A 22,107-nucleotide genomic window follows, 5' to 3' on the forward strand; every position below is an offset into this window, starting at 1 on the left:
ACTTACTAAATATTCCATTAGCTTAGCTTGTGTGTTGCTGCGTTGCGGCACTAATGTGGTAACGATTTTGCAACCCAGGGCGCGTTTGCGCCTCTCTCGACTCCCCCCTCCTGCCGGGCAGCGTGGTGCGATCGGGCCTGGGTCCGCAGCGGAGTTGCGCGTCGTGCCTCCCCGCCGTACAGGGCGCGCATTTCCCCATTTCGGAGTCCCTGCCCCATGTCGGATAAGATCAATCGCGTCGTCCTCGCCTATTCGGGCGGCCTGGACACGAGCGTGATCCTGAAATGGCTGCAGCAGACCTATAACTGCGAGGTCGTCACCTTCACCGCCGATCTCGGCCAGGGCGAGGAGCTGGAGCCCGCGCGCAAGAAGGCGGAGATGGCCGGCGTGAAGCCCGAACACATCTTCATCGAGGACGTCCGCGAGGAATTCGTGAAGGACTATGTGTTCCCGATGATGCGCGCCAACGCGCTCTACGAGGGGCTGTACCTGCTCGGCACCTCGATCGCGCGGCCGCTGATCGCCAAGCGGCAGATCGAGATCGCCAAGCTGGTCGGCGCCGATGCGGTGAGCCACGGCGCCACCGGCAAGGGCAACGACCAGGTCCGCTTCGAGCTCGGCTATTATGCGCTGAACCCGGACATCAAGGTGATCGCGCCGTGGCGCGAATGGGACCTGACCAGCCGCACCAAGCTGATCGAGTTCGCCGAATCGCACCAGATTCCGGTCACCAAGGACAAGCGCGGCGAGTCGCCCTTCTCGACCGACGCGAACCTGCTCCACACCTCGTCCGAGGGCAAGGTGCTCGAGGATCCGTGGGAGGAAGTGCCGGATTACGTCTATTCGCGCACGGTGAACCCCGAGGACGCGCCCGACACGCCCGAGACGATCACGATCGATTTCGAGCGCGGCGACGGCGTGGCGCTCAACGGCCAGGCGATGTCGCCAGCAACGCTGCTGACCGCGCTCAACGAGCTGGGCCGCAAGCACGGCATCGGCCGGCTCGACCTGGTCGAGAACCGCTTCGTCGGCATGAAGTCGCGCGGCATGTACGAGACGCCGGGCGGCACCATCTATCACCTCGCCCATCGCGGCATCGAGCAGATCACGCTCGATCGCGGCGCCGCGCACCTCAAGGACGAGCTGGCCCCGCGCTATGCCGAGCTGATCTACAACGGCTTCTGGTTCTCGCCCGAGCGCGAGATGCTGCAGGCCGCGGTCGACTACAGCCAGGAGAAGGTCACCGGCACCGTGCGGCTCAAGCTGTACAAGGGCAGCGTGATCGTCACCGGCCGCAAGTCGCCGTACACGCTGTACAGCGAGAAGGTCGTGACCTTCGAGGACGACCAGGGCGCCTATGACCAGCGCGACGCGGCGGGCTTCATCAAGCTCAACGCACTGCGCCTGCGCCTGCTCGGCCGCCGCGAGGGCTGAGCCTGTTGCGCCCCTCCCGCGTGCGGGAGGGGCGCTACCCCCGAACCGCCGCCCGATAGGCGCGCAGACTGTCCCAGGCGTAGAGCGCGCAGCCGGACCAGATCAGCGCGAAGGTGGCGAGGTGCACCGGCAGCACCGGCTCGCCGAACACCACCACTGCCTCCAGGAACTGCAGCGTCGGCGCGATATACTGGAGCAGCCCCATGGTCGCATAGGGCAGCCGCTTGGCGGCAGCGGCGAACAGCAGCAGCGGCGTCGCGGTGACGACCCCGGCCGCGATCAGCAGCAGATCGATCCGCGTCGATCCGCCGAACGCCGCCGTACCGCTATGCTGCGCCCAGAGCAGCACCGCCAATGCAGGCGGGCCGAGCAGCAGCGTCTCTACCGTCAGCCCGCCCAGCGCGTCGATCGCGGCGACCTTGCGGAGCAGGCCATAGCCGCCGAAGCTCAGCGCCAGCGCGAGCGGGATCCACAAGCTGCCGACACCGTGGAGCGCCAGCAGCAGCACGCCGAGCGCGGCCAGTCCGATGGCGACGCCCTGCCAGCGCCGAAGCCGCTCGCCGAGCACCAGCATGCCGAGCGCCACATTGACCAGCGGATTGACGAAATAGCCGAGGCTCGCGTCGAGCACATGGGTGTGCTGGACCGACCAGATATAGACCAGCCAGTTGATCGCGATCAGCGCCGCGCTGCCGATCAGGAGCAGCAACGTGCGCCCGCGCGCCGCGCGGGCGATGCTCCCCACCCGCCGCAACGCGACGACGATCCCAGCGAGCAGCAGCAGCGACCAGAGCACGCGGTGCGACAGCACCTGTAGCGCCGGCACCCCCTGCAGCAGGTGCAGGTAGAGCGGCAACACGCCCCAAAGGCTGTACGAGGCGATGCCGAGGAGAAGGCCGGTGCGATCAGCACCCTGGGGCTTGGTCATGTTACCCTGTTGCGCCGTGTTGCGGTGCAACGCAACACGAGCAGGGTCAAGCCGGGCGGATCGGTGTGGCGGCCTCTCCCCCGGCGACGGTGGCCCAGGGCACCACGTCCCAATGGGTGACGAGGCCTTCGGTCACATAGGGATCCTGCGCCGCAAAGGCGCGCGCGGCCTCCGCATCGCCGAACAGCAGCAGCGCGCTTTCCGGCGGATCGCCCACCGCCCCGCCGAGCAGCAGCGTGCCGGCATCCGCCGCAGCCCAGGCGAGCGCCAGATGCGCCTCCCGCAGCGCACCCCGGCGCGCGAGATAGTCGGGCGCCAGGGTGTAGCGGAGCAGGAAATGCGCCACGCTCAGTCGGCGAACAGCAGGACCGGGGTCTCGAGCAGCTTCTTCACCGCCTGGACGAAGCTTGCCGCGTCCCAGCCGTCGACGACGCGGTGGTCGCAGCTGATCGACAGGTTCATCAGCTTGGCGCGGACGATCTCGTCGCCGTGGAACACCGGGCGTTCGACGATCTTGTTCGGGCCGATGATCGCCACTTCCGGCCGGTTGATCACCGGCGTCGTCGCGATACCGCCGAGCGGCCCGAGCGAGGTGACGGTGAGGGTGGAGCCGCTCAGCTCCTCCGACTTGGCCTTGCCGGTGCGCGCGGCCTCGGCGAGGCGGGTGATCTCGCTCGCCAGCTGCCAGACGTTGCGGTCCTGCGCATCGCGGATCACCGGCACCATCAGCCCGGCATCGGTCTGCGTCGCCATGCCGAGATGGACGCGACCGTGGCGGGTGACCACCCCGGCCTCATCGTCATAGCGGGCGTTGAGCATCGGGAAGTCGGGCATCGTGCGGCACAAGGCGACGATCAGGAACGGCAGCATGGTCAGCTTCGGGCGCTGGCCACGGTTGGCATTGAGGTCGCCACGCATCGCTTCCAGCGCGGTGACGTCGATCTCGTCGACATAGGTGAAGTGCGGGATGGCGCGCTTCGAGGCGGCCATGTTCTCGGCGATGCGGCGGCGCATGCCGATCACCTTCACCGGCTGGTCCTCGCGGGCACGGCTCGCGTGGGGCGCGTGATAGCCCTGCGCGCTGCCATAGCGGAGGAACGCGTCGAGATCGGCATGGCGGAGGCGGTCGCCCTCGGCCGGCTTTACCTGCGCGAGGTCGATGCCGAGGTCCGCCGCGCGGGCGCGGACCGCGGGGGAGGCGAGGATCTTGATTTCCTGCGCTCCCCCTCCCGCGTGCGGGAGGGGGCTGGGGGGTGGGCTCCCGGCCTCCACAGGTGCATCGCTGGTGGTGAGCGAGGCCCCCCCCCCGGCCCCTCCCGCAAGCGGGAGGGGAGCGATGGGCTCGGCGTCCGTCGCTCCCTCGACGCCGGGATTCTCGGCCTCGACCTGTTCCTCGACGGGCGTCTCCGGCTCGGCCGCAGCCTCGCCCTCGACCTCGATCACCATCAGCGCCGACCCGATCGGCACCTGATCCCCCACGTCGCCGGCAAGCTCGACCACCACGCCGGAGACGGGCGATTCCATCTCCACCGTGGCCTTGTCGGTCATCATGTCGGCGACCTGCTGGTCTTCCTCGACGCGGTCTCCGATCTTCACGTGCCAGGCGACGATCTCGGCCTCGGCAATGCCCTCGCCGATGTCCGGCAGACGAAAGGTAAAACGCGCCATGGGGTCAGTCCTTGAGGAGTTTGTTGAGCGCCTCGCGGATCCGCACGGGACCTGGGAAATAGGCCCATTCGAGGCTGTGGGGATAAGGCGTGTCGAAGCCGGTGACGCGGGCGATCGGCGCTTCGAGATGGTAGAAGCAGCGCTCCTGCACCAGCGCGGACAATTCCGCACCGAAGCCCGAGGTGCGCGTCGCCTCATGGACGATCATGCAGCGGCCGGTCTTCTTCACCGAGGCTTCGATCGCGTCGATGTCGAGCGGCACCAAGGTGCGCAGATCGATGATCTCGGCATCGACGCCCAGTTCCTCGATCGTCGCGGCGACCACGTGGACCATCGTGCCGTAGCAGAGGATCGTCACCGCCTCGCCCTCGCGGACCGTCGCCGCCTTGCCGAGTTCGACGCGGTAATAGCCTGTCGGAACTTCGCTCGCCGGATGCGCGGTCCAGTTCTTGGCCGGGCGATCATAATGGCCGTCGAACGGGCCGTTATAGATGCGCTTGGGCTCGAGGAAGAGAACGGGGTCGTTGTCCTCGATCGCGGCGATCAGCAGGCCCTTGGCGTCATAGGGCGTCGACGGGATCACCGTCTTGATGCCCGAGACATGGGTGAAGATGCCCTCGGGCGACTGGCTGTGCGTCTGCCCGCCGAAGATGCCGCCGCCATAGGGCGAGCGCACCGTGATCGGCGCGGTGAAGTCGCCGTTCGAGCGGTAGCGCAGCCGTGCCGCTTCGGAGACGAGCTGGTCGAGCGCCGGGTAGATGTAATCGGCGAACTGGATCTCGGGCACGGGGCGCAGGCCATAGGCGCCCATGCCGATCGCCACGCCGATGATGCCGATCTCGGTGATCGGCGTGTCGAAGGCGCGGGTCTTGCCGTACTTGGCCTGGAGCCCGGCGGTCGCGCGGAACACGCCGCCGAAATAGCCGACATCCTCGCCCATCACGACGACCTGGTCGTCGCGCTCCATCATCACGTCCATAGCGGAGTTGATCGCCTGGATCATGTTCATGCGGGGGGTGTCGCTCATATCCCGGCCGCCTTGCGCTCGGCGATCATCTGGTCGCTCTGTTCCTTCAAGTGCCAGGGCATCGCCTCGAAGACGCCCTCGAACATGGTTTCGAACGGCTGGTGCATGCCGTGGCCGAGGATGCCGTTCTTCTCGGCTTCCTTCTGCGCGCGCTTCACCGTCTCGGCGAGTTCGAGGTCCATCGCCGCATGGCGTTCCTCGTCCCATTCGCCGAGACCGATCAGATGGTCCTTCAGCCGCCGGATCGGGTCGCCGAGCGGCCAGGCATTGGGTTCGCCCGCCGAGCGATAGGCGCTGGGATCGTCCGAAGTGGAGTGGCCCTCGGCGCGGTAAGTGAAATGCTCGATCAGCGTCGGGCCCTGGTTGGTGCGCGCGCGCTCGGCCGCCCATTGGGTGGCGGCATAGACCGCCAGCGCGTCATTGCCGTCGACGCGTAGGCCCGCGATGCCATAGCCGATCGCGCGGGCGGCGAAGGTGGTCGCCTCGGCGCCGGCAAAGCCGGAGAAGCTCGAGATCGCCCATTGGTTGTTGACGACGTTGAAGATCACCGGCGCGCGGTAGACGGTCGCAAAGGTCAGCGCCGAGTGGAAGTCGCCTTCCGCGGTCGAACCCTCGCCGCACCAGGTGGCGGCAATGCGGGTATCGCCCCGCGCCGCGCTCGCCATCGCCCAGCCCACCGCCTGCGGATATTGCGTGGCGAGGTTGCCGGAGATCGAGAAGAAGCCGGTCTCCTTCGACGAATACATGATCGGCAGCTGCCGGCCCTGCAGCGGATCGCTCCGGTTGGAGTAGATCTGGTTCATCATCGCGACCAGCGGATAGCCGCGGGTTATCAGGATGCCCTGCTGGCGATAGCTGGGGAAGCACATGTCGTCGCCCGCCATCGCCAGCGCTGCCGAAACCGACACCGCCTCCTCGCCAGTCGACTTCATGTAGAAGCTGGTCTTGCCCTGGCGCTGGGCGCGGAACATGCGCTCGTCGAACGCGCGGGTGAGCGCCATGCTGCGCAGCATTTTCAGCTTCGCCTCGGCATCGAGCCGCGGATCCCAGGGGCCGACGGCGTTGCCGGCGTCATCGAGGACGCGGACCAGGCCATAGGCGAGTTCGTGGAATCGATCGGCCGGCTCGGCGGTGTCCGGGCGGCGTGCGGCGCCGGCGGGGGGCACGACGAGATCGCTGAAATCAGCCTCGTCGCCGGGGCGAAAGCGCGGCTCGGGCACATGCAGCGATAAAGGCGGCAGGTTGGCGCGCGGGGCGTCCACCGTCATGGTCTCTCCATCAGATACGGCCGTGTCGCCACGGACAACGCACGAACTCGAATTGCGCAAGGCTGTTATAAAATTTCAACGCGTCTGTCGAGATGGGACAGCAGGGCTGGCCTAAAAATTTGGGACATCGAGTCCGATTGACTCCCGTGCCGATTGGAACAAAATAGGAACGAACGAGTCGGACCTGTCATCAACCCCCGAGCGAGTCGCCGTGCCCGATCCTGCCACTCTCGACCAGTTGCGCGCAATGCTCAGCGCCATCGACGGCACCGGATTTCGGCGGCGCCCGGTGCTGCCGTTCGGGCTGGAGCGGCTCGATTCGAAGCTGGCGGACGGGGGGCTGCGGCTCGATGCGCTGCACGAGATTTCGGGCGCCACCCCCGACCTGACAGACGATTGTGCCGCCACCACCTTCCTCGGCGGAATCGCCGCGCGCTGCTGGGGGCCGGTGCTGTGGGTGGTGCGGCGGCGCGACCTGTTCGCCCCCGGGCTGGCGCAGGTCGGGCTCGATCCCAAGCGGGTGATCTATGCCGAGGCGCAGGACGACGACGAACTGCTCGCGATCATGGAGGAAGGGCTGCGGCATCGCGGGTTGGGCGCGGTGATCGGCGAGGTGAAGCGCGTTGCCATGCCGGCGACGCGGCGGCTGCAGCTGGTGGCCGAGGGGGGCCGCACGATTGCGCTGCTCCTCAAGCGCCATGCGCGCGAGGGGAGCGATCCGCTGGGGGCACCGTCGGCGGCGGTGACGCGCTGGCGGATCGGCTGCGCGCCCTCGGCGCCGCTGCCGGTGGAGGGGGTCGGGCGGCCACGCTGGGACGTGTCGCTGGCGCGGCAACGTGGGGGGGAATCGTTCCAACTCTTGGTGGAGGCCTGCGATGCAACGGGTCGCTGCGCTCTTCCTGCCCCACTGGTCGCTCGACCGCGTGCGGCGGGCCGAGCGGCGCGCGCTGCCGCCGCCTGAGCGGGGCGCGAGTCTTCAGGAGCATGCCATCTCTGTCCCCCTCCCGGCTGCAGGAGGTACTGACAGCAAAAATGCGGACTCCGTAGCCACCTGCGCTCCCCTCCCGCTTGCGGGAGGGGTCGGGGGTGGGGCTGAAACCGTACAGCGCTTCTTCCACGTCAGTCCCTCCCCCAGCCCCTCCCGCGAGCGGGAGGGGTGCGGAGAAGACGAGCGGCTGGCTTCCGTCCAAGCCCTCGCCGCCGCCGAGCAGGAGGCCGCCTGTTCCGTGCAGCGCGGCGGCGGCTGGCGGCCGGGCGCGCGCTGGGCCCGTGCCGCGCGCGACGCTGCGATCGCCGCACTCCCGCCGCACCAGCGGCCGCCGATGCGCGAGCTCGGCCGGCGCAGCGAGGCGGCCGACCACGCCTTCAAGCGGATGCGGCCCGACGAGGGCGGTCCGATGGCCGGCCGGGTGGTGCGGCTGCCGCTGGTGGCGCGTGCGGCTGCGCCGACCGTTGCTGCTCCCACCCCCGCCACCCATACACCGTCATCCCCGCGAAGGCGGGGATCCATTGACTCATCGGTCGAAGATGGCGCCGCGACGACACGGCGAATGGATCCCCGCCTCCGCGGGGATGACGATGGGGGGCGGGGGGAGCGCCGAGGTCAAAGGCGGACGTCGGTGGCGATGGATGCTGTGGGCCTCCCCCGCATCCTATCCCGCCGCACCGGCAGCCGCAGCGAAGTCGCCGCCGCCTGCCCAGCCGCGCTCGCCGCAGGCATCCGCATCGGCATGGCGCTCACCCAGGCCCGTGCGCTGGTGCCCGAGCTCCACGTCGACCCCGCCGACCCGGAAGGCGACCGCGCCGATCTCGAACGGCTGGCGCACAGCCTCGCCCGCCGCTGGTCGCCGAGCGTCACGCTTACCGGCGAGGACCTGCTGTTGCTCGACCTGACCGGTGTCGCGCATCTTCACGGCGGCGAAGCCCGAATGCTGCGTCGGCTGCATGCGCTGCTCGCCCGGCTGGGGTTTGCGAGCAGGATCGCCGTCGCCGACACCCCCGGCGCCGCCTGGGCCTTCGCGCGCTTCCGGCCCGAGACGCTGCTCTGCTGCCCGCCAGGCGACCATGGCGCCTGGCTCGCTCCCCTGCCCGTCGAGGCGCTACGGCTGGAAAACGACGCGCTCGACCTGCTCCACCGGCTCGGCGTCGACAGCATCGGCCAGCTCGCCGCCCTCCCCCGCGCGCCGCTGGTCCGCCGCTTCGGCACGACGATCGCCGCGCGGCTGGATCAGGCGCTGGGCCGCATCGCCGAACCCGTCACCCCGGTCACCCCGCCCGAACCGATCGCCGTCACCCAGCGCTTCGCCGAACCGATCGCCACCCCCGAGGCGATCGCCCATTGGCTGGGCGATCTCGTCCACCGCCTCGCCGAAGCGCTGGAGGAAGCGGGGCAAGGCGCGCGCCGCATCGGGCTGGTCGCCGATCGGGTGGACGGGGTGCCGCAGCGGATCGGCATCGGGCTTGCGCGTGCCAGTCGCGATCCCGCGCATCTGCTGCGCCTGCTCGCGCGCCGGATCGACCAGATCGAACCCGGCTATGGCCTCGACGCGATGACGCTGCATTTGCTGCGCAGCGAACCGCTTGGGAGCCTGCCGGTCGACGAGCGGCTCGACACCGAAACGGTGCCCGATCTCGCGCCGCTGATCGACACGCTGGCGACGCGGATCGGCATGGTGCGGCTGTGGCGGATGCGGCCGGTGGAAAGCGACGTGCCCGAACGCTCGGCCGCCGCGCTGCCGCCGCTCGACCCGCCGGAGCGCGAGGCGCCGCCGATGAAGGCCGACGATGTCCGCCAGCTGGATCGCCATGCCCCGCTGCCGCCCTGGCACCCCGATTGGCCCCGCCCGATCCGCCTGCTCCGCCGCCCCGAGCGGCTGGACTTCGTGGTCGCCGAGCTGCCCGACCAGCCGCCGCGCCGCTTCACCTGGCGGGGCGAGCGGCACGAGGTGGTACGCGCCGATGGGCCCGAGCGCATCCATGGCGAATGGTGGAAGCGCTCCGCCGAGACCCATGCCACGCGCGACTATTTTCGCGTCGAGGACGAGCGCGGCCGCCGCTACTGGCTGTTCCGCCAGGGCGATGGCGAGCGCGACGTGACCGGCGATCTCAGCTGGTACCTGCACGGGCTGTTCGGGTGACGGCCATGTACAGCGAACTCCAGGCCACCAGCCATTATTCCTTCCTGCGCGGCGCCTCCGCCCCCTCGGAGCTGTTCGAGGCGGCGGCGGCGTACGGCATGCCCGCGCTCGGCATCACCGATCACAACAGCGTCGGCGGCATCGTCCGCGGGCTGGTCGCGGCGGAGGCGACCGGCGTGCGGCTGGTCACCGGCTGCCGGCTCGACCTGACCGACGGCAGCGGGGTGCTGGTCTGGCCCGAAGACCTCGCGGCGTGGTCGCGCCTCACCCGGCTGCTCAGCATCGGCAAGGCGCGCGCGGATGCGCAGCATGGCGAGAAGGGGCAGTGCTTCCTCCATTGGGAGGATGTCACGGAGCATGCGGACGGCCTCGTCGCGGCGCTCGTTCCCGGCATGGCGGACAGCGGCGACCCCGCAGCGCTGCGCTGGATGGCGGATGTGTTCGGAGAGCGCGGCCATGTCACCCTCACTCGCCATCGCCGGCCGCAGGAGGCGGTGCGGCTGCATGGGCTGGCAGAGGCAGCCGCCGCGCACGGCCTGACCCCGCTCGCCACCGGCGACGTGCTCTACCACCATCCCGACCGACGGATGCTGCACGACGTGATGACCGCGATCCGCCACACCACGACGGTCGACGATCTCGGCTTCCGCCGCGCCCGCAGCGCCGACCGGCACCTCAAGCCCCCGCATGAAATGGCGCGCCGTTTCGCCGCCTGGCCCGAGGCGCTGCACGCCGTGGAGGCCGTGGTCGAGCGCTGCGCCTTCAATCCCCGCGAACTCGGCAAGCTCTATCGCTACCCGGACGAAGTGGTGATGTCCGGCCGCAGCCCGCAGGAGGCACTGGCCAAGCTCGCCCGCGATGCGCTCGCCGCCAAGTTCCCGGAAGGGCCGCCACCCGCCTATGCCGCGCTGCTGGAGAAGGAGCTGACGCTGGTCGAGACGTTCGGCTATGCGCCCTATTTCCTCACCGTTCATTCGATCGTCCGCTATGCCCGCGCGCAGGAGATCCTCTGCCAGGGGCGCGGCAGCGCGGCCAATTCGCTGATCTGCTTCCTGCTCGGCGTCACCTCGATCGACCCCGTGGTGCACAAATTGCTGTTCGAGCGGTTCCTTTCCGCAGACCGCAACGAGCCCCCCGATATCGACGTCGATTTCGAGCATGAGCGGCGCGAGGAAGTGATCCAGTGGATCTACGAGACCTATGGCGCGCGCCACGCCGCGCTCACCGCCGTGGTCAGCCGCTACCGGACGCGGGGCGCGGTGCGCGAGGTCGGCAAGGCGCTGGGGCTGCCCGAGGACGTGACCGCAGGGCTCGCCGGGCAGGTCTGGGGCTGGTCGAACGAAGGGGTGAGCGAGGCCGATGCGGCGGCGCTCAACCTCGATGCCAGCGAACCGCGGCTCGCGCTGACGCTCGACCTCGCCCGCCAGCTGATCGGCACCCCGCGCCACCGCTCGCAGCATCCCGGCGGCTTCGTGCTGGCACAGGCGAATCTGGATGAAATCGTGCCGATCGAACCGGCGGCGATGGTCGACCGGCGGGTGATCGAGTGGGAGAAGGACGATATCGAGACGCTCGGCCTGATGAAGGTCGACATTCTCGGGCTCGGCATGCTCGGCTGCATGCGGCGGGCATTCGATCTGCTCGAGCAGCACAAGGGCATCAAACTCACCCTGGCATCGGACGAGATGCAGAGGGATGACGACGATACCTTCGCGATGATTCGGAAGGCCGACACGCTCGGTACCTTTCAGATCGAGAGCCGCGCACAGATGTCGATGCTGCCGCGGCTGCGCCCACGCGAATTCTACGACCTCGTCATCCAGGTTGCGATCGTGCGGCCGGGGCCGATCCAGGGCGACATGGTGCATCCCTACCTCCGCCGCCGCGAGGGGAAGGAGGAGGTCGAGTATCCCAGCGAGGAGTTGAAGGACGTCCTCTTCAAGACCTTTGGCGTCCCGCTGTTCCAAGAGCAGGCGATGAAGGTCGCCATCGTCGGCGCTGGATTCACCCATGCCGAAGCGGATGGCCTTCGTCGGGCGATGGCGACGTTCAAGTCGACCGGCGGCGTCACCCATTTCAAGGAGAAGATGATCAGCGGGATGCTGAAGAAGGGCTATACCCAGGACTTTGCCGAGCGGACCTTCAAGCAGATCGAGGGCTTCGGCAGCTATGGCTTTCCCGAGAGCCACGCGGCGAGCTTCGCCAAGATCGCCTATGCATCGAGCTGGATGAAGTGCCACCATCCCGACATCTTCTGCGCCGCGCTGCTCAACGCCCAGCCGATGGGCTTCTATGCCCCGGCGCAGATCGTCCGCGACGCGCGCGAGCATGGGGTGGACGTGCGCGCGGTGTGCGTCAACGACAGCGACTGGGATACGCGGGTCTTACAATCCTCCCCGGCACGGGGAGGGGGACCATGTGCGCCAGCACATGGTGGAGGGGGGACTCCACACGGGCATCCCTTGCCGAGCTCCCCCTCCACCACCGCCTTCGGCGGCGGTCCCCCTCCCCGTGCCGGGGAGGATCTTGGGCGCCTCCCGCTGCGTCTCGGCATGCGGGTGGTACAGGGGCTTTCCGCGCGCGATGCCAATGCCATTCTCGCCGCTCGTGCAGAGCGGCCCTTCACCTCGATCGAGGATGTCTGGCGCCGCGCCCGTGTTTCTCCCGCGGCGTTGGAGAAGCTTGCCCATGCCGATGCCTTTCGCGCCTTCGGCCAGGATCGCCGCCAGTCGCTCTGGGCGATCAAGGCGCTCGACCAGGCGCCGTTGCCGCTGTTCGCCGGCATCGAAGGGCCGATCCAGGCCGCCGAGCCCCCCGTGACCCTCACGCCGCTCACGGCCGGGCGCGAGGTGGTGGAGGATTACCGCGCCACTCAGCTGAGCCTCCGCGCCCACCCCCTCCATTTCCTGCGCGGCACACTGGCCGCCCGCCATATCCGGCCATGTGGCGACCTCAAGACGCTGAAGGACGGCGCGCGGGTGGAGGTGGCCGGCATCGTGCTGGTCCGCCAGAAACCGGGCAGCGCCAAGAGCATCTTCCTGACGCTGGAGGACGAGAGCGGTATCGCCAATGCGATCGTCTGGCCGGCCCGCTTCGCGCTCTACCGCCCGATCATCCTCGCAGCACCCATGATCGCCGTGCGCGGACGCCTCCAGCGGGAGGGCGAGGTGCTGCATCTGATCGCCGAGACGATCACCGACCTGACCGAAATGCTGCGCAGCGTCGGCGCGCAGGACCTGCGGCGGATGACGATGCCCGGCGACGGCGCGACGCATGGCGGCACCATCGATTCGCGCGACCGCAAGATCACCCGGTCGAGCGACCCCGCCCATGCCTGTCCCAAGCAGCGCACGCCCGAGAGCTGGCCCTCGCGGCGCGAGGACATCATCCCCATCAAGTCGCACGATTTCCACTGATGGCGGGGGTCGAGCACCGGCTGTTCTATGCCTTCCGCATCGTCGCTTGTGTGCGTCAGCGCGTTGCGAGGCATCGGGACGATCTGCGACCCGCGCCGAGCATCGTCTCGGATGATCGCCTCCACATGACGCTGGCGATCACCAACGACTATCCGCAGCTGCCGCTCGCCGCCATCGACCGGCTTCGTGCGATTGGATCGGGTCTCATGGCGTCGCCGGTTCCGCTCCGCCTCGATCAGCTATCCGCTAGCCGGGGCTCTGTCGCGCTTCGTCCCGCCAGGCGCATCGGAGCACTCGCCGCGCTTACCGGCACATTGGGTCGGCGTATGGCTGCTACCGGGCTGCTGCGGGACCAGTGGCGCTGCCGCCCCCACGTTACCCTGCTCTGCCGATCGGCCGTGCCTTTCACCCGCACCATCGATCCGATCTGCTGGACCGCAACCGAATCCGTGCTGATCCACAGCATCGTCGGCGAGCACCGGCATATCGAGCTGGATCGTTGGCCGCTGATCGAACGGCAGGGCAGCTTCGACTTCTGAAGCTGCCCTGCCGCCCAGCGGTCACCCCGCCACCACCGTCTGCTCGATCGCGCCGAAGATCGGGTGGTGCTTGTCGTCCTCTGCCCAGATGCGGACGGTGTCGCCGGCCTTGAGGAACGGAGTCTCGGCGCTCCCACGCAGGATCGTCTCCACGGTGCGCACCTCTGCCAGGCAGCAATAGCCCCTGCCGCCCTCGCCGATCGGCTTGCCGGGGCCGCCATCGGCATCGCGGTTGGAAACGGTGCCCGATCCGATGATCGTCCCCGCCCCCAGCGCGCGCGTCTTCGCCGCATGGGCGATCAGCGTGCCGAAATCGAAGGTCATGTCCTCGCCCGCCTCGACGCGGCCGAACGGCTTGCCGTTCAGGTCGACCATCAGCGTGCGGTGGAACTTGCCTTCCTGCCACCAGCTGCCCAGCGCATCCGGCGTGACGAACACCGGCGAGAAGGCGCTGGCCGGCTTGGACTGGAAGAAGCCGAAGCCCTTGGCCAATTCGCCCGGGATCAGGTTGCGCAGGGACACGTCGTTGGTGAGGCCTACCAGCCGCACCGCCGCCAGCGCCTCTTCGCGGCTGGCGCCCAGCGGCACGTCGCCGGTCACGACCACCACTTCGGCTTCCAGGTCGCAGCCCCAGCTTTCGTCCTTGAGCGGGATCGCGTCGCGCGGCCCCAGAAACCCGTCCGATCCGCCCTGGTACATCAGCGGATCCTGCCAGAAGCTCTCGGGCAGATCTGCGCCGCGCGCCTGCCGCACCAGCGCGACATGGTTCACATAGGCCGAACCGTCCGCCCATTGATAGGCGCGCGGCAGCGGCGCCGACGCCTGGCGCTCGTGGAAGCGCATCATCGGGATGGTCTCGTGCTCGAGGTCGGTGGCAAGGTTGCGCAGGTCGCCTTCCACCCGCTCCCAATCATCCAGCGCCGCCTGCAGCGTCGGCGCGATGTGGCTGGCGTCGGCGCACCAGGCAAGATCGTTGGAGACGACAACGAGCTTCCCGTCACGTCCCTGCTTGAGGCTGGCTAGTTTCATTTGATACCATCTCCTTCGGCGGTTGCCATAGAGCAACTTCGCCCGGTGCGGAACCGTAGCGCCTTGATACGTATTTTGCCCAGTCGCATTGACTTCGGGGCGGGCCATGATCAACCAACTGCATATGGCCGCTCCGCTTCGATTTCTGGACCATGGCGGCGAAATGGCGGCACGTATCCGGGCATTCGACTGGGCGAGCCATCCTTTCGGCCTACCGGAGCGCTGGCCCGAGGCGCTGCGCGTCATGGTGGATACCGCGCTCGCCTCCAGCTTTCCCACTGCGATCTACTGGGGCCCCGACCTTCGCCTGCTCTACAACGATGCTTGGTCGCACATCCCCGCGGATCGCCATCCCTGGGCGCTGGGCCAGCCGGGCGCAGAAGTATGGGCGGAGATCTGGGACGTGGTCGGCCCGCAAATGGCCCAGGTGATGGAAACCGGCCGCGGCTATGCGACCTTCGACCAACTGCTGCGCATGGCGCGCGGCGGCGTGCAGCGCGACAGCTGGTGGAACTACAGCTTGACGCCGATCCGCGACGCCGAGGGGCGCGTGCTCGGCATCCTCAACCAGGGCAACGAAACCACGCGCGCGGTATTGGCAGAACGTGCCCGACAAGCCGAGGTCGACCGGCTGCACGACTATTTCCAGCAGGCGCCGGGCGCTGTCGCGCTGCTGGAGGGGCCGCAGCATCGCTTCGTGCTTGCGAACCCAGCCTATCTCCAACTGGTCGGCCGCGAGCAGGTCGTGGGGCTGGAACTGGCGGACGCAATTCCCGAGGTGATCGAACAGGGCTATGTCGGCGTACTCGATCAGGTCTATCGCTCCGGCGAGCCCTATCGCGCGATCAATCGCGACGTGATGCTGCAGCGGCGCCCAGACGCCGAAGCCGAACGCCGGGTTCTCGACTTCTCCTTCCAGCCGATCAAGGACGGCACCGGCGCCTGCACCGGCATTTTCGTCGCCGCTGCCGACATCACCGAACGCGCCGCGGCCGAGGAAGCCCTGCGACGCAGCGAAGAGCGCCTGCAACTGGCGCTCAACGCCTCCACCGGCATCGGCACCTGGGACTGGACCGCGGAAAGCGGCCGGATCACCGGCGACGAGCGCTTCGCCGCACTGTTCGGCATCGATGCCGAACGCGTGGCGCATGGCGGCGCGTTCGAGGCGGTGCTCAACCTCATCCATCCCGACGATCGCGACCACATCGCACTGGAGGTGCGCCAGGCGATTGCCAATCGCACCCCGCTCAAGCTGGAATTCAGGGTACTGCGTGCAGACGGCGCGGTGCGCTGGCTGCTTATCCAGGGTCGCTGCACCTTCGACGCGGAAGGGCGGCCGATCCGCTTTCCCGGCGTGGCGTTCGACATCACCGATCGCAAGTTGGCGGAGGAAGCGGCACAGGAGGCGGCGGACGAACTGCGGGCGGCAACGGAGGCGCAGTCCTTCCTGCACACGCTGGCCGAACGACAGCGCGGGCTGGAGACACCCGATGCGATCATGGAGCTGACGGCGGCCGAACTCGGCGTGCAGCTCCGTCTGGATCGCGTCGGCTTCTATCGCGTGGCGGGGGAGCGGTTGTTGCTCGGCCCATGCTGGACCAATGGCACGCTGCCACTCCTCGAGGGCGAATGGCCGATCGACGCGGTTGCGCCGCTGATCGCCCACTACCGCAACGGCCAGTCGATCGTCCTGAACGACAGCAACGCGGAACATCCCGAGACACCGTTCGCCCGCATATCGCCGGCAGCGATCGGCGTGCCGTTGCTCCGCGGTGGCGAATGGGTGGCGACCTTCTACGCGAACAGCGCCACGCCCCGCGCCTGGCGGCCGGAGGAAATCGCCTTCATCGAAACCGTGGTCGAAACCACCTGGGATTCGGTGGAGCGCGCCGATGCCGTGGCGGCGCTGCGCGAGAGCGAGGCCCAGTTTCGCGCGATCACCAATTCGATCGATCACATGGTGTGGTCGGCCGATTCCAGCGGCGCGGTCGATTACTACAACGATCGCTGGTACGAATATACCGGCGTCCCCTATGGCAGCACCGATGGCGATGCCTGGGGCACGGTGCTCCATCCCGACGACCAGAGCCGTACCTGGGCCGCTTGGCAGCATTGCGTCGACACGGGCGACCTCTACCGCATCGAATATCGCATGCGGAACCATCGCGGTACCTATCGCTGGGCACTGGGGCGTGCGCAGCCGCTGCGCGACGAGAGCGGCAAGATCGTCCGCTGGTTCGGCACCAGCACGGATATCCAGGAAATCGTCGATGCGCGCGAAGTGCTCGCCCGCTCGCGCGAAGAACTGGAAGCGGCGGTGCGGGAGCGTACCGAACGGCTGATGGCTGCCGAGGCCCAGCTGCGCCAAGCACAGAAGATGGAAGCGGTAGGCCAGCTGACCGGCGGGATCGCGCATGATTTCAACAACATGCTGGCGGTGGTGATCGGTGCGCTCGACCTGATGGAACGGCGCGTCGCGCAAGGGCGCACGGACATCGACCGCTATTTGATTGCCGCCCGTGACGGCGCCAGCCGCGCGGCGGCGCTCACCCAGCGGCTGCTCGCCTTTTCGCGCCGCCAGCCGCTGGCGCCGACGGCGCTGGACGTGAATGACATGCTGAGCGGCATGATCGAACTGCTGGTGCGCACGCTGGGGGAAGGCGTGGTGATCGAAACCTGGCTGGCCCGCGACCTGGCGCCGGTGGTGGCCGATCGCAACCAGCTCGAAAACGTGGTGCTCAACCTCGCGGTCAACGGCCGCGACGCAATGCCGAAAGGCGGCACGCTGACCATCGAAACCGAGCATCGCGTGCTCGATTTGGCCGAAGCCGATCGCTACGAAATCGCGGCTGGCAACTATATCGAGATCCGTATCCGCGACACCGGCACCGGCATGCCGCCCGAAGTCGCCGCACGCGCATTCGACCCGTTCTTCACCACCAAGGGCGTCGGCAAAGGTACTGGTCTGGGGCTGAGCCAGGTGTTTGGCTTCGTTCGCCAGTCGGGCGGGCACGTCACCATCGATAGCGAGCCAGGCCGTGGCACCTGCGTGCGCGTGTTGCTTCCCGCCCGCCCGGAAGCGGTGCCCGGCCCCGCCGCGGCCGCGGCCGAACGCGACCTGCCGCGCGGCCGTGCCAGCGAAGTCGTGCTCGTCGTCGAGGACGAGGACCGGGTCCGCACCTATTCGGTCGAGGCGCTGCGCGAGCTTGGCTACGGCGTGGTATTCGCCCGCGATGGCATCGAGGCGCTGCGGCTGCTCGAACGCGGTCAGAAAATTTCGCTGCTGTTCAGCGACGTGGTGATGCCGGAGATGAGCGGCCGCGAACTGGCGGCGCGGGTGCGGGAACGCCTGCCCGAGCTCAAGGTCTTGTTGACCAGCGGCTATGCGCCGGAGGCGCCGGCCGGCGAGGTGGCCGAGAACATCCTCGCCAAGCCGTTCGACATCGCCGCGCTGGCGGTCGCGATTCGCGGGGCGCTCGACGGCTGAGTGCCAAGAAATACTTGACCTCGGCCTGCGCTTTCGTCATTCGCGCCGCGGCTTCGGGCGACGCGTCCGGTTGACCAGTCCCTGCCGCCGAGTCCTGTCGAAGGGCGGCCAGGGTCCGCCCGGCAGGCGGAGGACGTGTATCCATGGCAAATGTGGCAGTGATCGGCGCCCAATGGGGTGACGAAGGCAAGGGCAAGATCGTCGACTGGCTCGCCGAGCGCGCCGACGTGGTGGTCCGGTTTCAGGGCGGCCACAATGCCGGCCACACGCTGGTGATCGGCGAAAAGGTCTACAAGCTCTCCCTGCTCCCCTCGGGTATCGTCCGCGGCACCCCGAGCGTGATCGGCAACGGCGTGGTGCTCGATCCCTGGGCGCTCAAGGCCGAGGTGGAGAAGCTGCGCGACCAGGGCGTCGACGTGACCCCCGATACGCTCAAGATCGCCGATACCTGCCCGCTGATCCTCCCCTTCCACCGCGATCTCGACGGCCTGCGCGAGGATGCCAGCGGCGCCGGCAAGATCGGCACCACCCGCCGCGGCATCGGCCCGGCCTATGAGGACAAGGTCGGCCGCCGCGCCATCCGGGTGTGCGACCTCGCCAATCTCGATGCGATCGGGCCGCAGCTCGACCGCCTCGCCGCGCACCACGATGCGCTGCGCGCCGGCTTCGGCCAGCCGCCGATCGACCGCGATGCGCTGGTCGAGGAGCTGCGCGGCATCGCCGGCTTCGTGCTGCCGTTCGTGCAGCCGGTGTGGAAGATGCTCAACGAAGCGCGGTCGCGCGGCCGCCGCATCCTGTTCGAGGGCGCGCAGGGCGTGCTGCTCGACATCGACCATGGCACCTATCCGTTCGTCACCTCGTCCAACACCGTGTCGGGCACCGCGGCGAGCGGCAGCGGCATGGGGCCGGGCGCGGTCGGCTTCGTGCTCGGCATCGCGAAGGCCTATACCACCCGCGTCGGCTCGGGTCCCTTCCCGACCGAGCTGGACAACGAGGTGGGCGAGCGGCTCGGCACGCGCGGCCATGAGTTCGGTACTGTCACCGGGCGCAAGCGCCGCTGCGGCTGGCTCGACGCGGTGCTGCTGCGCCAGTCGGTCGCGGTTTCGGGCATCACCGGCATCGCGCTGACCAAGCTCGACGTGCTCGACGGGTTCGACGAGATCCAGGTCTGCACCGGCTATCGCCTGAACGGCGAGGTGCTCGACTATTACCCCGCCAGCGCGCCCGACCAGGCGGCGGTGGAGCCGATCTACGAGACGATGGAAGGCTGGTCCGAATCGACGTTCGGCGCGCGCAGCTGGGCCGAGCTACCGGCGCAGGCGATCAAATATATCCGCCGGGTGGAAGAGCTGATCCAGTGCCCGGTGGCGCTGGTTTCGACCAGCCCCGAGCGCGAGGACACCATCCTGGTCCGCGACCCCTTCGCGGACTGATCTAGCCGAGCAGCGCCCGGGCGGCGCGCAGGTCCGCGACGAAGTCGCGATAGGCCTGCGCCGCCGCCTCGGGATCCGGCAAGCGCAGCAGATAGCTGGGGTGGACGGTCACCCAGCCGGTGCCGCCTTCGGGCAGCGCCAGTTGCTGGCCGCGCAACTTGGAGATCGTCGCAGCCTTGCCGGTGATCTGCCGCGCGGCGGTGGCACCCAGCGCCACGACCAGCTTCGGGCGGACCAGCGCCAGTTCCTGCTCGTACCACCAGCGACAGGCGGTGATCTCGCCGGCATCGGGCTTGGCGTGGATGCGCCGCTTGCCGCGCGGCTCGAACTTGAAGTGCTTGACCGCATTGGTGACGTAGACGCGGGCGCGGTCGATGCCTGCCTCGTCCAGCGCCTTGTCGAGCATCTGCCCGGCCGGCCCCACAAAGGCGCGGCCGGCGAGGTCTTCCTGGTCACCGGGCTGCTCGCCGACCAGCATCATGTCGGCGTCGAGCGGACCTTCGCCGAACACGGTCTGCGTCGCCGGCTTGTAGAGCGGGCAGCGGGTGCACGCCGCCGCCTCGTCGCGCAGCGCTTCCCATGCGCCCTCTACATTGCCGCCGACCGCACTGCGCGCCGTCTCCACCATCGCCGTCTCCCGCGCCCGGGCACCGGCCACAAGCTCCTTCACCAACGCGGTTTCGGGCATGTTTTTCCAGTATTTGCGCGGCATCTCCTTCAGCATCGCGCCGGTCTTGAGGCGGGCGGGATTGAAGATGGAGGCGTAATAGGTCTTCCACACCGCCTCGACCGGATCGTCCGCCGGGGCATCGCCGCGCGTCGCGGCCGGGCCTTCGCTGAGCGTCGTGCCGTCCCAGTGGATCGAGACCTCGGGCGTCAGGATCGACCAGCGCATGCTGGCGAACCGCTCGACGAAGAAGCGGGCATTGGCGCGGACTATGTGATGTTCGGGCTCGAACCAGGCGATGTAGCGCGGGCCGCTGTCATCGATGAGTTCGCGGAAGCGGACAAAGGCGCGCATCTTGTGGATGTCGCGCCGCACCGCCTTGGCCATTAGCTCCACCCGGCGGACCAGCGGGTCGGCCCGGTCCTCGATCCGGTGGGGATCGGTGGCGAGGAGGGTGTAGAGCAAAGCGAAACGCTGCGGATCCGAATGGAGGACCACGGTCTGCGCCAGCTGGACGAAATCGCGCGGGACCTTGAGCGTCGTCGTGCCTGCCGCAGGAAGCGCGACGGGTTCGGCGGCGAACAGGTCGGCACCGTCCTCGCCTACGCGCCAAACGATCTCGGGGGGCGCGACATGCGCCTGGGCCAGCGCCCGCGCCGCATCGCGCCAGCCCTCGAAATCATCCTCGGCGGCAAGCGTTACGGCGCGCAACGCTTACTCGCGCTCGTCGCCCGGCGGGTGGGCTTCGGCACGCTCCAGTTCCTTCGGCTTGCGCTTCTCGAAGATCTTGCCGAGCCGCTCTTCCTCTTCCGCCGACAATTCCTTTTCGGCGGTCGGAAACATCTCTTCCTCCTCCTCGTCGATATGGTGGAGGTAGCGATCCTTCATCGCGCGAAACTTGGAGAGCCAGGCGGACGAGGCCATGTCGACGTCCATCAGCTCGCCGAGCAGATCATCGACTTCCTTGTGCTCGGACACCGAGTGGCGGGCATCCTCGCGCAGCTCGGGATTGCCGAGCATCGTCGCGTAGAGCGATTCCTCTTCCGCGGCGGCGTGCGACTGGAGTTCGAGGCGGAGCTGCTCGAACAGGTCGCGGCGCTCCTCGCTGTCGCCGGAGGTGGCATCGATCCGGGCGATCAGGTCGCGCTGGCGATCGTGATCGGCGATGAGGTCGGCGAAGATACGGGGCTGGTCGGCCATGTGGGAGTCTCCCTGGGTTCCTCGTCCTAACCAGTGGGCAGGATGCAGGTTGCTCCCGCGAGTCGTTCGCAAAGGTGCCGTCACGCCGCAAACAATTCCAGCTGCTCGCTTTTCGGCGCAATCCAGGCGCGCAGATCGGCCTTGTCGGTCAGCGCGACCGGGCGCCAGTCGGCGGCGACGATGAAGGGACGGATCTTGGCGAGCGAGACGGTGAGCCGCGCAACATCCTCCAGCCGCAACCGCCGCCACTTGCGCGCGGCGAGGATCGAGGCGACCGCCTTGGTCCCCAGCCCCGGCACGCGCAGCAGCGCCTCGCGCGGCGCGCGGTTGACGTCGACCGGAAAGCGATCGCGGAAGCGGAGCGCCCAGGCAAGCTTGGGATCGATATCGAGCGGCAGCATCCCCGTCGCCGGATCGGCCGCCTGCGCCACCTCGTCGGGGCGGAATTCGTAGAAGCGCATCAGCCAGTCCGACTGATAGAGCCGGTGCTCGCGCATCAGCGGCGGGCGCTGGAGCGGCAGCACCGCGCTCGCATCGGGAATTGGGCTGAACGCCGAATAATAGACACGGCGCAGGCCGAACTGGCCGTACAGCCCCGCCGCCCGGCCGATAATGTCGCCGTCGGTCGCGGCGTCGGCGCCGACGATCATCTGGGTCGACTGGCCGGCAGGGGCGAACTTGGGCGCGGATTTGTATTTCTTGCGCGCATCCTTGGTGTCAATGATCGCACTCTTGGTGTCGGCCATCGCGCCTTCGATCCGGCCGATATCCTTTTCGGGCGCCAAGCGCTGGAGCCCGCCGACGGTCGGCAGCTCGACGTTGATCGACACGCGATCGGCGTAGAGCCCGGCCAGGTGGACCAGCTCCGGGTCGG

Annotated in this window: 15 protein-coding genes and 1 pseudogene; 7 read left to right on the plus strand and 9 right to left on the minus strand. The window is 68.5% G+C overall.

The genetic code is table 11. The annotated features are described in order from the left end of the window. Window positions 1-216: 216 nt before the first annotated feature. Window positions 217-1,434, plus strand: a complete 1,218-nt coding sequence (locus QZ814_RS15765; RefSeq protein ID WP_126001359.1) for an argininosuccinate synthase — start codon at window positions 217-219, stop codon at window positions 1,432-1,434. 34 nt (window positions 1,435-1,468) lie between these two features. On the opposite strand, the gene rarD is transcribed toward QZ814_RS15765, so the two are convergent. From rarD to QZ814_RS15790, 5 genes are read right to left on the minus strand one after another with little or no spacing between them, the layout of a single operon-like run. After that, entirely contained in the window at window positions 1,469-2,362 is an 894-nt protein-coding gene (gene rarD, locus QZ814_RS15770; protein WP_294334148.1) for an EamA family transporter RarD, read from the minus strand. Window positions 2,363-2,408: 46 nt separating this feature from the next. Continuing rightward, window positions 2,409-2,708: a YciI-like protein gene (locus QZ814_RS15775; protein ID WP_294334149.1), complete on the minus strand. Its 300-nt coding sequence runs from the start codon at window positions 2,706-2,708 to the stop codon at window positions 2,409-2,411. 2 nt (window positions 2,709-2,710) lie between these two features. Continuing rightward, window positions 2,711-4,030 carry a dihydrolipoamide acetyltransferase family protein gene (locus QZ814_RS15780; protein ID WP_294334151.1) on the minus strand — a complete coding sequence of 440 codons (1,320 nt, stop codon included), beginning with the start codon at window positions 4,028-4,030 and terminating at the stop codon, window positions 2,711-2,713. Between the two features lie 4 nt (window positions 4,031-4,034). Then, window positions 4,035-5,039, minus strand: coding sequence for an alpha-ketoacid dehydrogenase subunit beta (locus QZ814_RS15785; RefSeq protein WP_294334171.1), 1,005 nt, complete (start codon window positions 5,037-5,039; stop codon window positions 4,035-4,037). Between the two features lie 14 nt (window positions 5,040-5,053). After that, window positions 5,054-6,325, minus strand: a complete 1,272-nt coding sequence (locus QZ814_RS15790; RefSeq protein WP_294334154.1) for a 3-methyl-2-oxobutanoate dehydrogenase (2-methylpropanoyl-transferring) subunit alpha — start codon at window positions 6,323-6,325, stop codon at window positions 5,054-5,056. A 247-nt stretch (window positions 6,326-6,572) separates the two neighbouring features. On the opposite strand from QZ814_RS15790, the gene QZ814_RS15795 reads away from it, so the two are divergent. The 4 genes from QZ814_RS15795 to QZ814_RS15810 all read left to right on the plus strand — a co-directional run bounded on the left by QZ814_RS15795 (window position 6,573) and on the right by QZ814_RS15810 (window position 13,417). Beyond that, the gene (locus QZ814_RS15795; RefSeq protein WP_294334173.1) at window positions 6,573-7,286 is read left to right on the plus strand and encodes a protein ImuA; all 714 of its coding nucleotides are present in this window, start codon (window positions 6,573-6,575) and stop codon (window positions 7,284-7,286) included. 664 nt (window positions 7,287-7,950) lie between these two features. Beyond that, window positions 7,951-9,462 (plus strand): DNA polymerase Y family protein, encoded by a 1,512-nt coding sequence (locus tag QZ814_RS15800; protein WP_294334175.1) that lies wholly within the window; start codon window positions 7,951-7,953, stop codon window positions 9,460-9,462. Between the two features lie 5 nt (window positions 9,463-9,467). Continuing rightward, window positions 9,468-12,878 (plus strand): error-prone DNA polymerase, encoded by a 3,411-nt coding sequence (locus QZ814_RS15805; protein ID WP_294334156.1) that lies wholly within the window; start codon window positions 9,468-9,470, stop codon window positions 12,876-12,878. Next, window positions 12,878-13,417, plus strand: coding sequence for a 2'-5' RNA ligase family protein (locus QZ814_RS15810; protein WP_365898825.1), 540 nt, complete (start codon window positions 12,878-12,880; stop codon window positions 13,415-13,417). The genes QZ814_RS15805 and QZ814_RS15810 overlap by 1 nt, the downstream gene beginning before the upstream one ends. A 21-nt stretch (window positions 13,418-13,438) precedes the next feature. Here the strand turns inward: QZ814_RS15810 and QZ814_RS15815 are convergent, their stop codons facing one another. Then, window positions 13,439-14,446, minus strand: coding sequence for a fumarylacetoacetate hydrolase family protein (locus QZ814_RS15815; protein WP_294334160.1), 1,008 nt, complete (start codon window positions 14,444-14,446; stop codon window positions 13,439-13,441). A 124-nt stretch (window positions 14,447-14,570) separates the two neighbouring features. Here QZ814_RS15815 and QZ814_RS15820 point away from each other — a divergent pair, with 124 nt between their 5' ends. Together QZ814_RS15820 and QZ814_RS15825 are read left to right on the plus strand one after the other, a co-directional pair. Beyond that, on the plus strand, window positions 14,571-17,933 hold the full coding sequence (locus QZ814_RS15820; RefSeq protein ID WP_294334163.1) for a PAS domain-containing protein: 3,363 nt from the start codon (window positions 14,571-14,573) through the stop codon (window positions 17,931-17,933). 143 nt (window positions 17,934-18,076) lie between these two features. Then, window positions 18,077-19,366 carry an adenylosuccinate synthase gene (locus tag QZ814_RS15825; protein ID WP_294334164.1) on the plus strand — a complete coding sequence of 430 codons (1,290 nt, stop codon included), beginning with the start codon at window positions 18,077-18,079 and terminating at the stop codon, window positions 19,364-19,366. Window position 19,367: 1 nt separating this feature from the next. Here the strand turns inward: QZ814_RS15825 and QZ814_RS15830 are convergent, their stop codons facing one another. From QZ814_RS15830 to QZ814_RS15840, 3 genes and pseudogenes are all read right to left on the minus strand, one after another. Then, complete coding sequence (locus tag QZ814_RS15830) at window positions 19,368-20,744, minus strand: UdgX family uracil-DNA binding protein (protein ID WP_294334166.1); 1,377 nt, start codon at window positions 20,742-20,744, stop codon at window positions 19,368-19,370. A 3-nt stretch (window positions 20,745-20,747) separates the two neighbouring features. Next, window positions 20,748-21,233, minus strand: coding sequence for a hemerythrin domain-containing protein (locus tag QZ814_RS15835; RefSeq protein WP_294334168.1), 486 nt, complete (start codon window positions 21,231-21,233; stop codon window positions 20,748-20,750). Between the two features lie 80 nt (window positions 21,234-21,313). After that, window positions 21,314-22,107, minus strand: a pseudogene (locus tag QZ814_RS15840) (biotin synthase); the annotation flags it as partial.

Source organism: uncultured Sphingomonas sp., from assembly GCF_913777625.1.
In the GTDB taxonomy this organism is placed as follows: Bacteria; Pseudomonadota; Alphaproteobacteria; order Sphingomonadales; family Sphingomonadaceae; genus Sphingomonas.

Bases quoted from the DNA above. Each gene is read 5' to 3' on its own strand.
- QZ814_RS15765 (WP_126001359.1), top strand. From the start codon at position 217: ATGTCGGATAAGATCAATCGCGTCGTCCTCGCCTATTCGGGCGGCCTG.
- rarD (WP_294334148.1), bottom strand. From the start codon at position 2,362: ATGACCAAGCCCCAGGGTGCTGATCGCACCGGCCTTCTCCTCGGCATC.
- QZ814_RS15780 (WP_294334151.1), bottom strand. From the start codon at position 4,030: ATGGCGCGTTTTACCTTTCGTCTGCCGGACATCGGCGAGGGCATTGCC.
- QZ814_RS15785 (WP_294334171.1), bottom strand. From the start codon at position 5,039: ATGAACATGATCCAGGCGATCAACTCCGCTATGGACGTGATGATGGAG.
- QZ814_RS15790 (WP_294334154.1), bottom strand. From the start codon at position 6,325: ATGACGGTGGACGCCCCGCGCGCCAACCTGCCGCCTTTATCGCTGCAT.
- QZ814_RS15795 (WP_294334173.1), top strand. From the start codon at position 6,573: ATGCTCAGCGCCATCGACGGCACCGGATTTCGGCGGCGCCCGGTGCTG.
- QZ814_RS15800 (WP_294334175.1), top strand. From the start codon at position 7,951: ATGGATGCTGTGGGCCTCCCCCGCATCCTATCCCGCCGCACCGGCAGC.
- QZ814_RS15805 (WP_294334156.1), top strand. From the start codon at position 9,468: ATGTACAGCGAACTCCAGGCCACCAGCCATTATTCCTTCCTGCGCGGC.
- QZ814_RS15810 (WP_365898825.1), top strand. From the start codon at position 12,878: ATGGCGGGGGTCGAGCACCGGCTGTTCTATGCCTTCCGCATCGTCGCT.
- QZ814_RS15815 (WP_294334160.1), bottom strand. From the start codon at position 14,446: ATGAAACTAGCCAGCCTCAAGCAGGGACGTGACGGGAAGCTCGTTGTC.
- QZ814_RS15820 (WP_294334163.1), top strand. From the start codon at position 14,571: ATGGCCGCTCCGCTTCGATTTCTGGACCATGGCGGCGAAATGGCGGCA.
- QZ814_RS15825 (WP_294334164.1), top strand. From the start codon at position 18,077: ATGGCAAATGTGGCAGTGATCGGCGCCCAATGGGGTGACGAAGGCAAG.
- QZ814_RS15835 (WP_294334168.1), bottom strand. From the start codon at position 21,233: ATGGCCGACCAGCCCCGTATCTTCGCCGACCTCATCGCCGATCACGAT.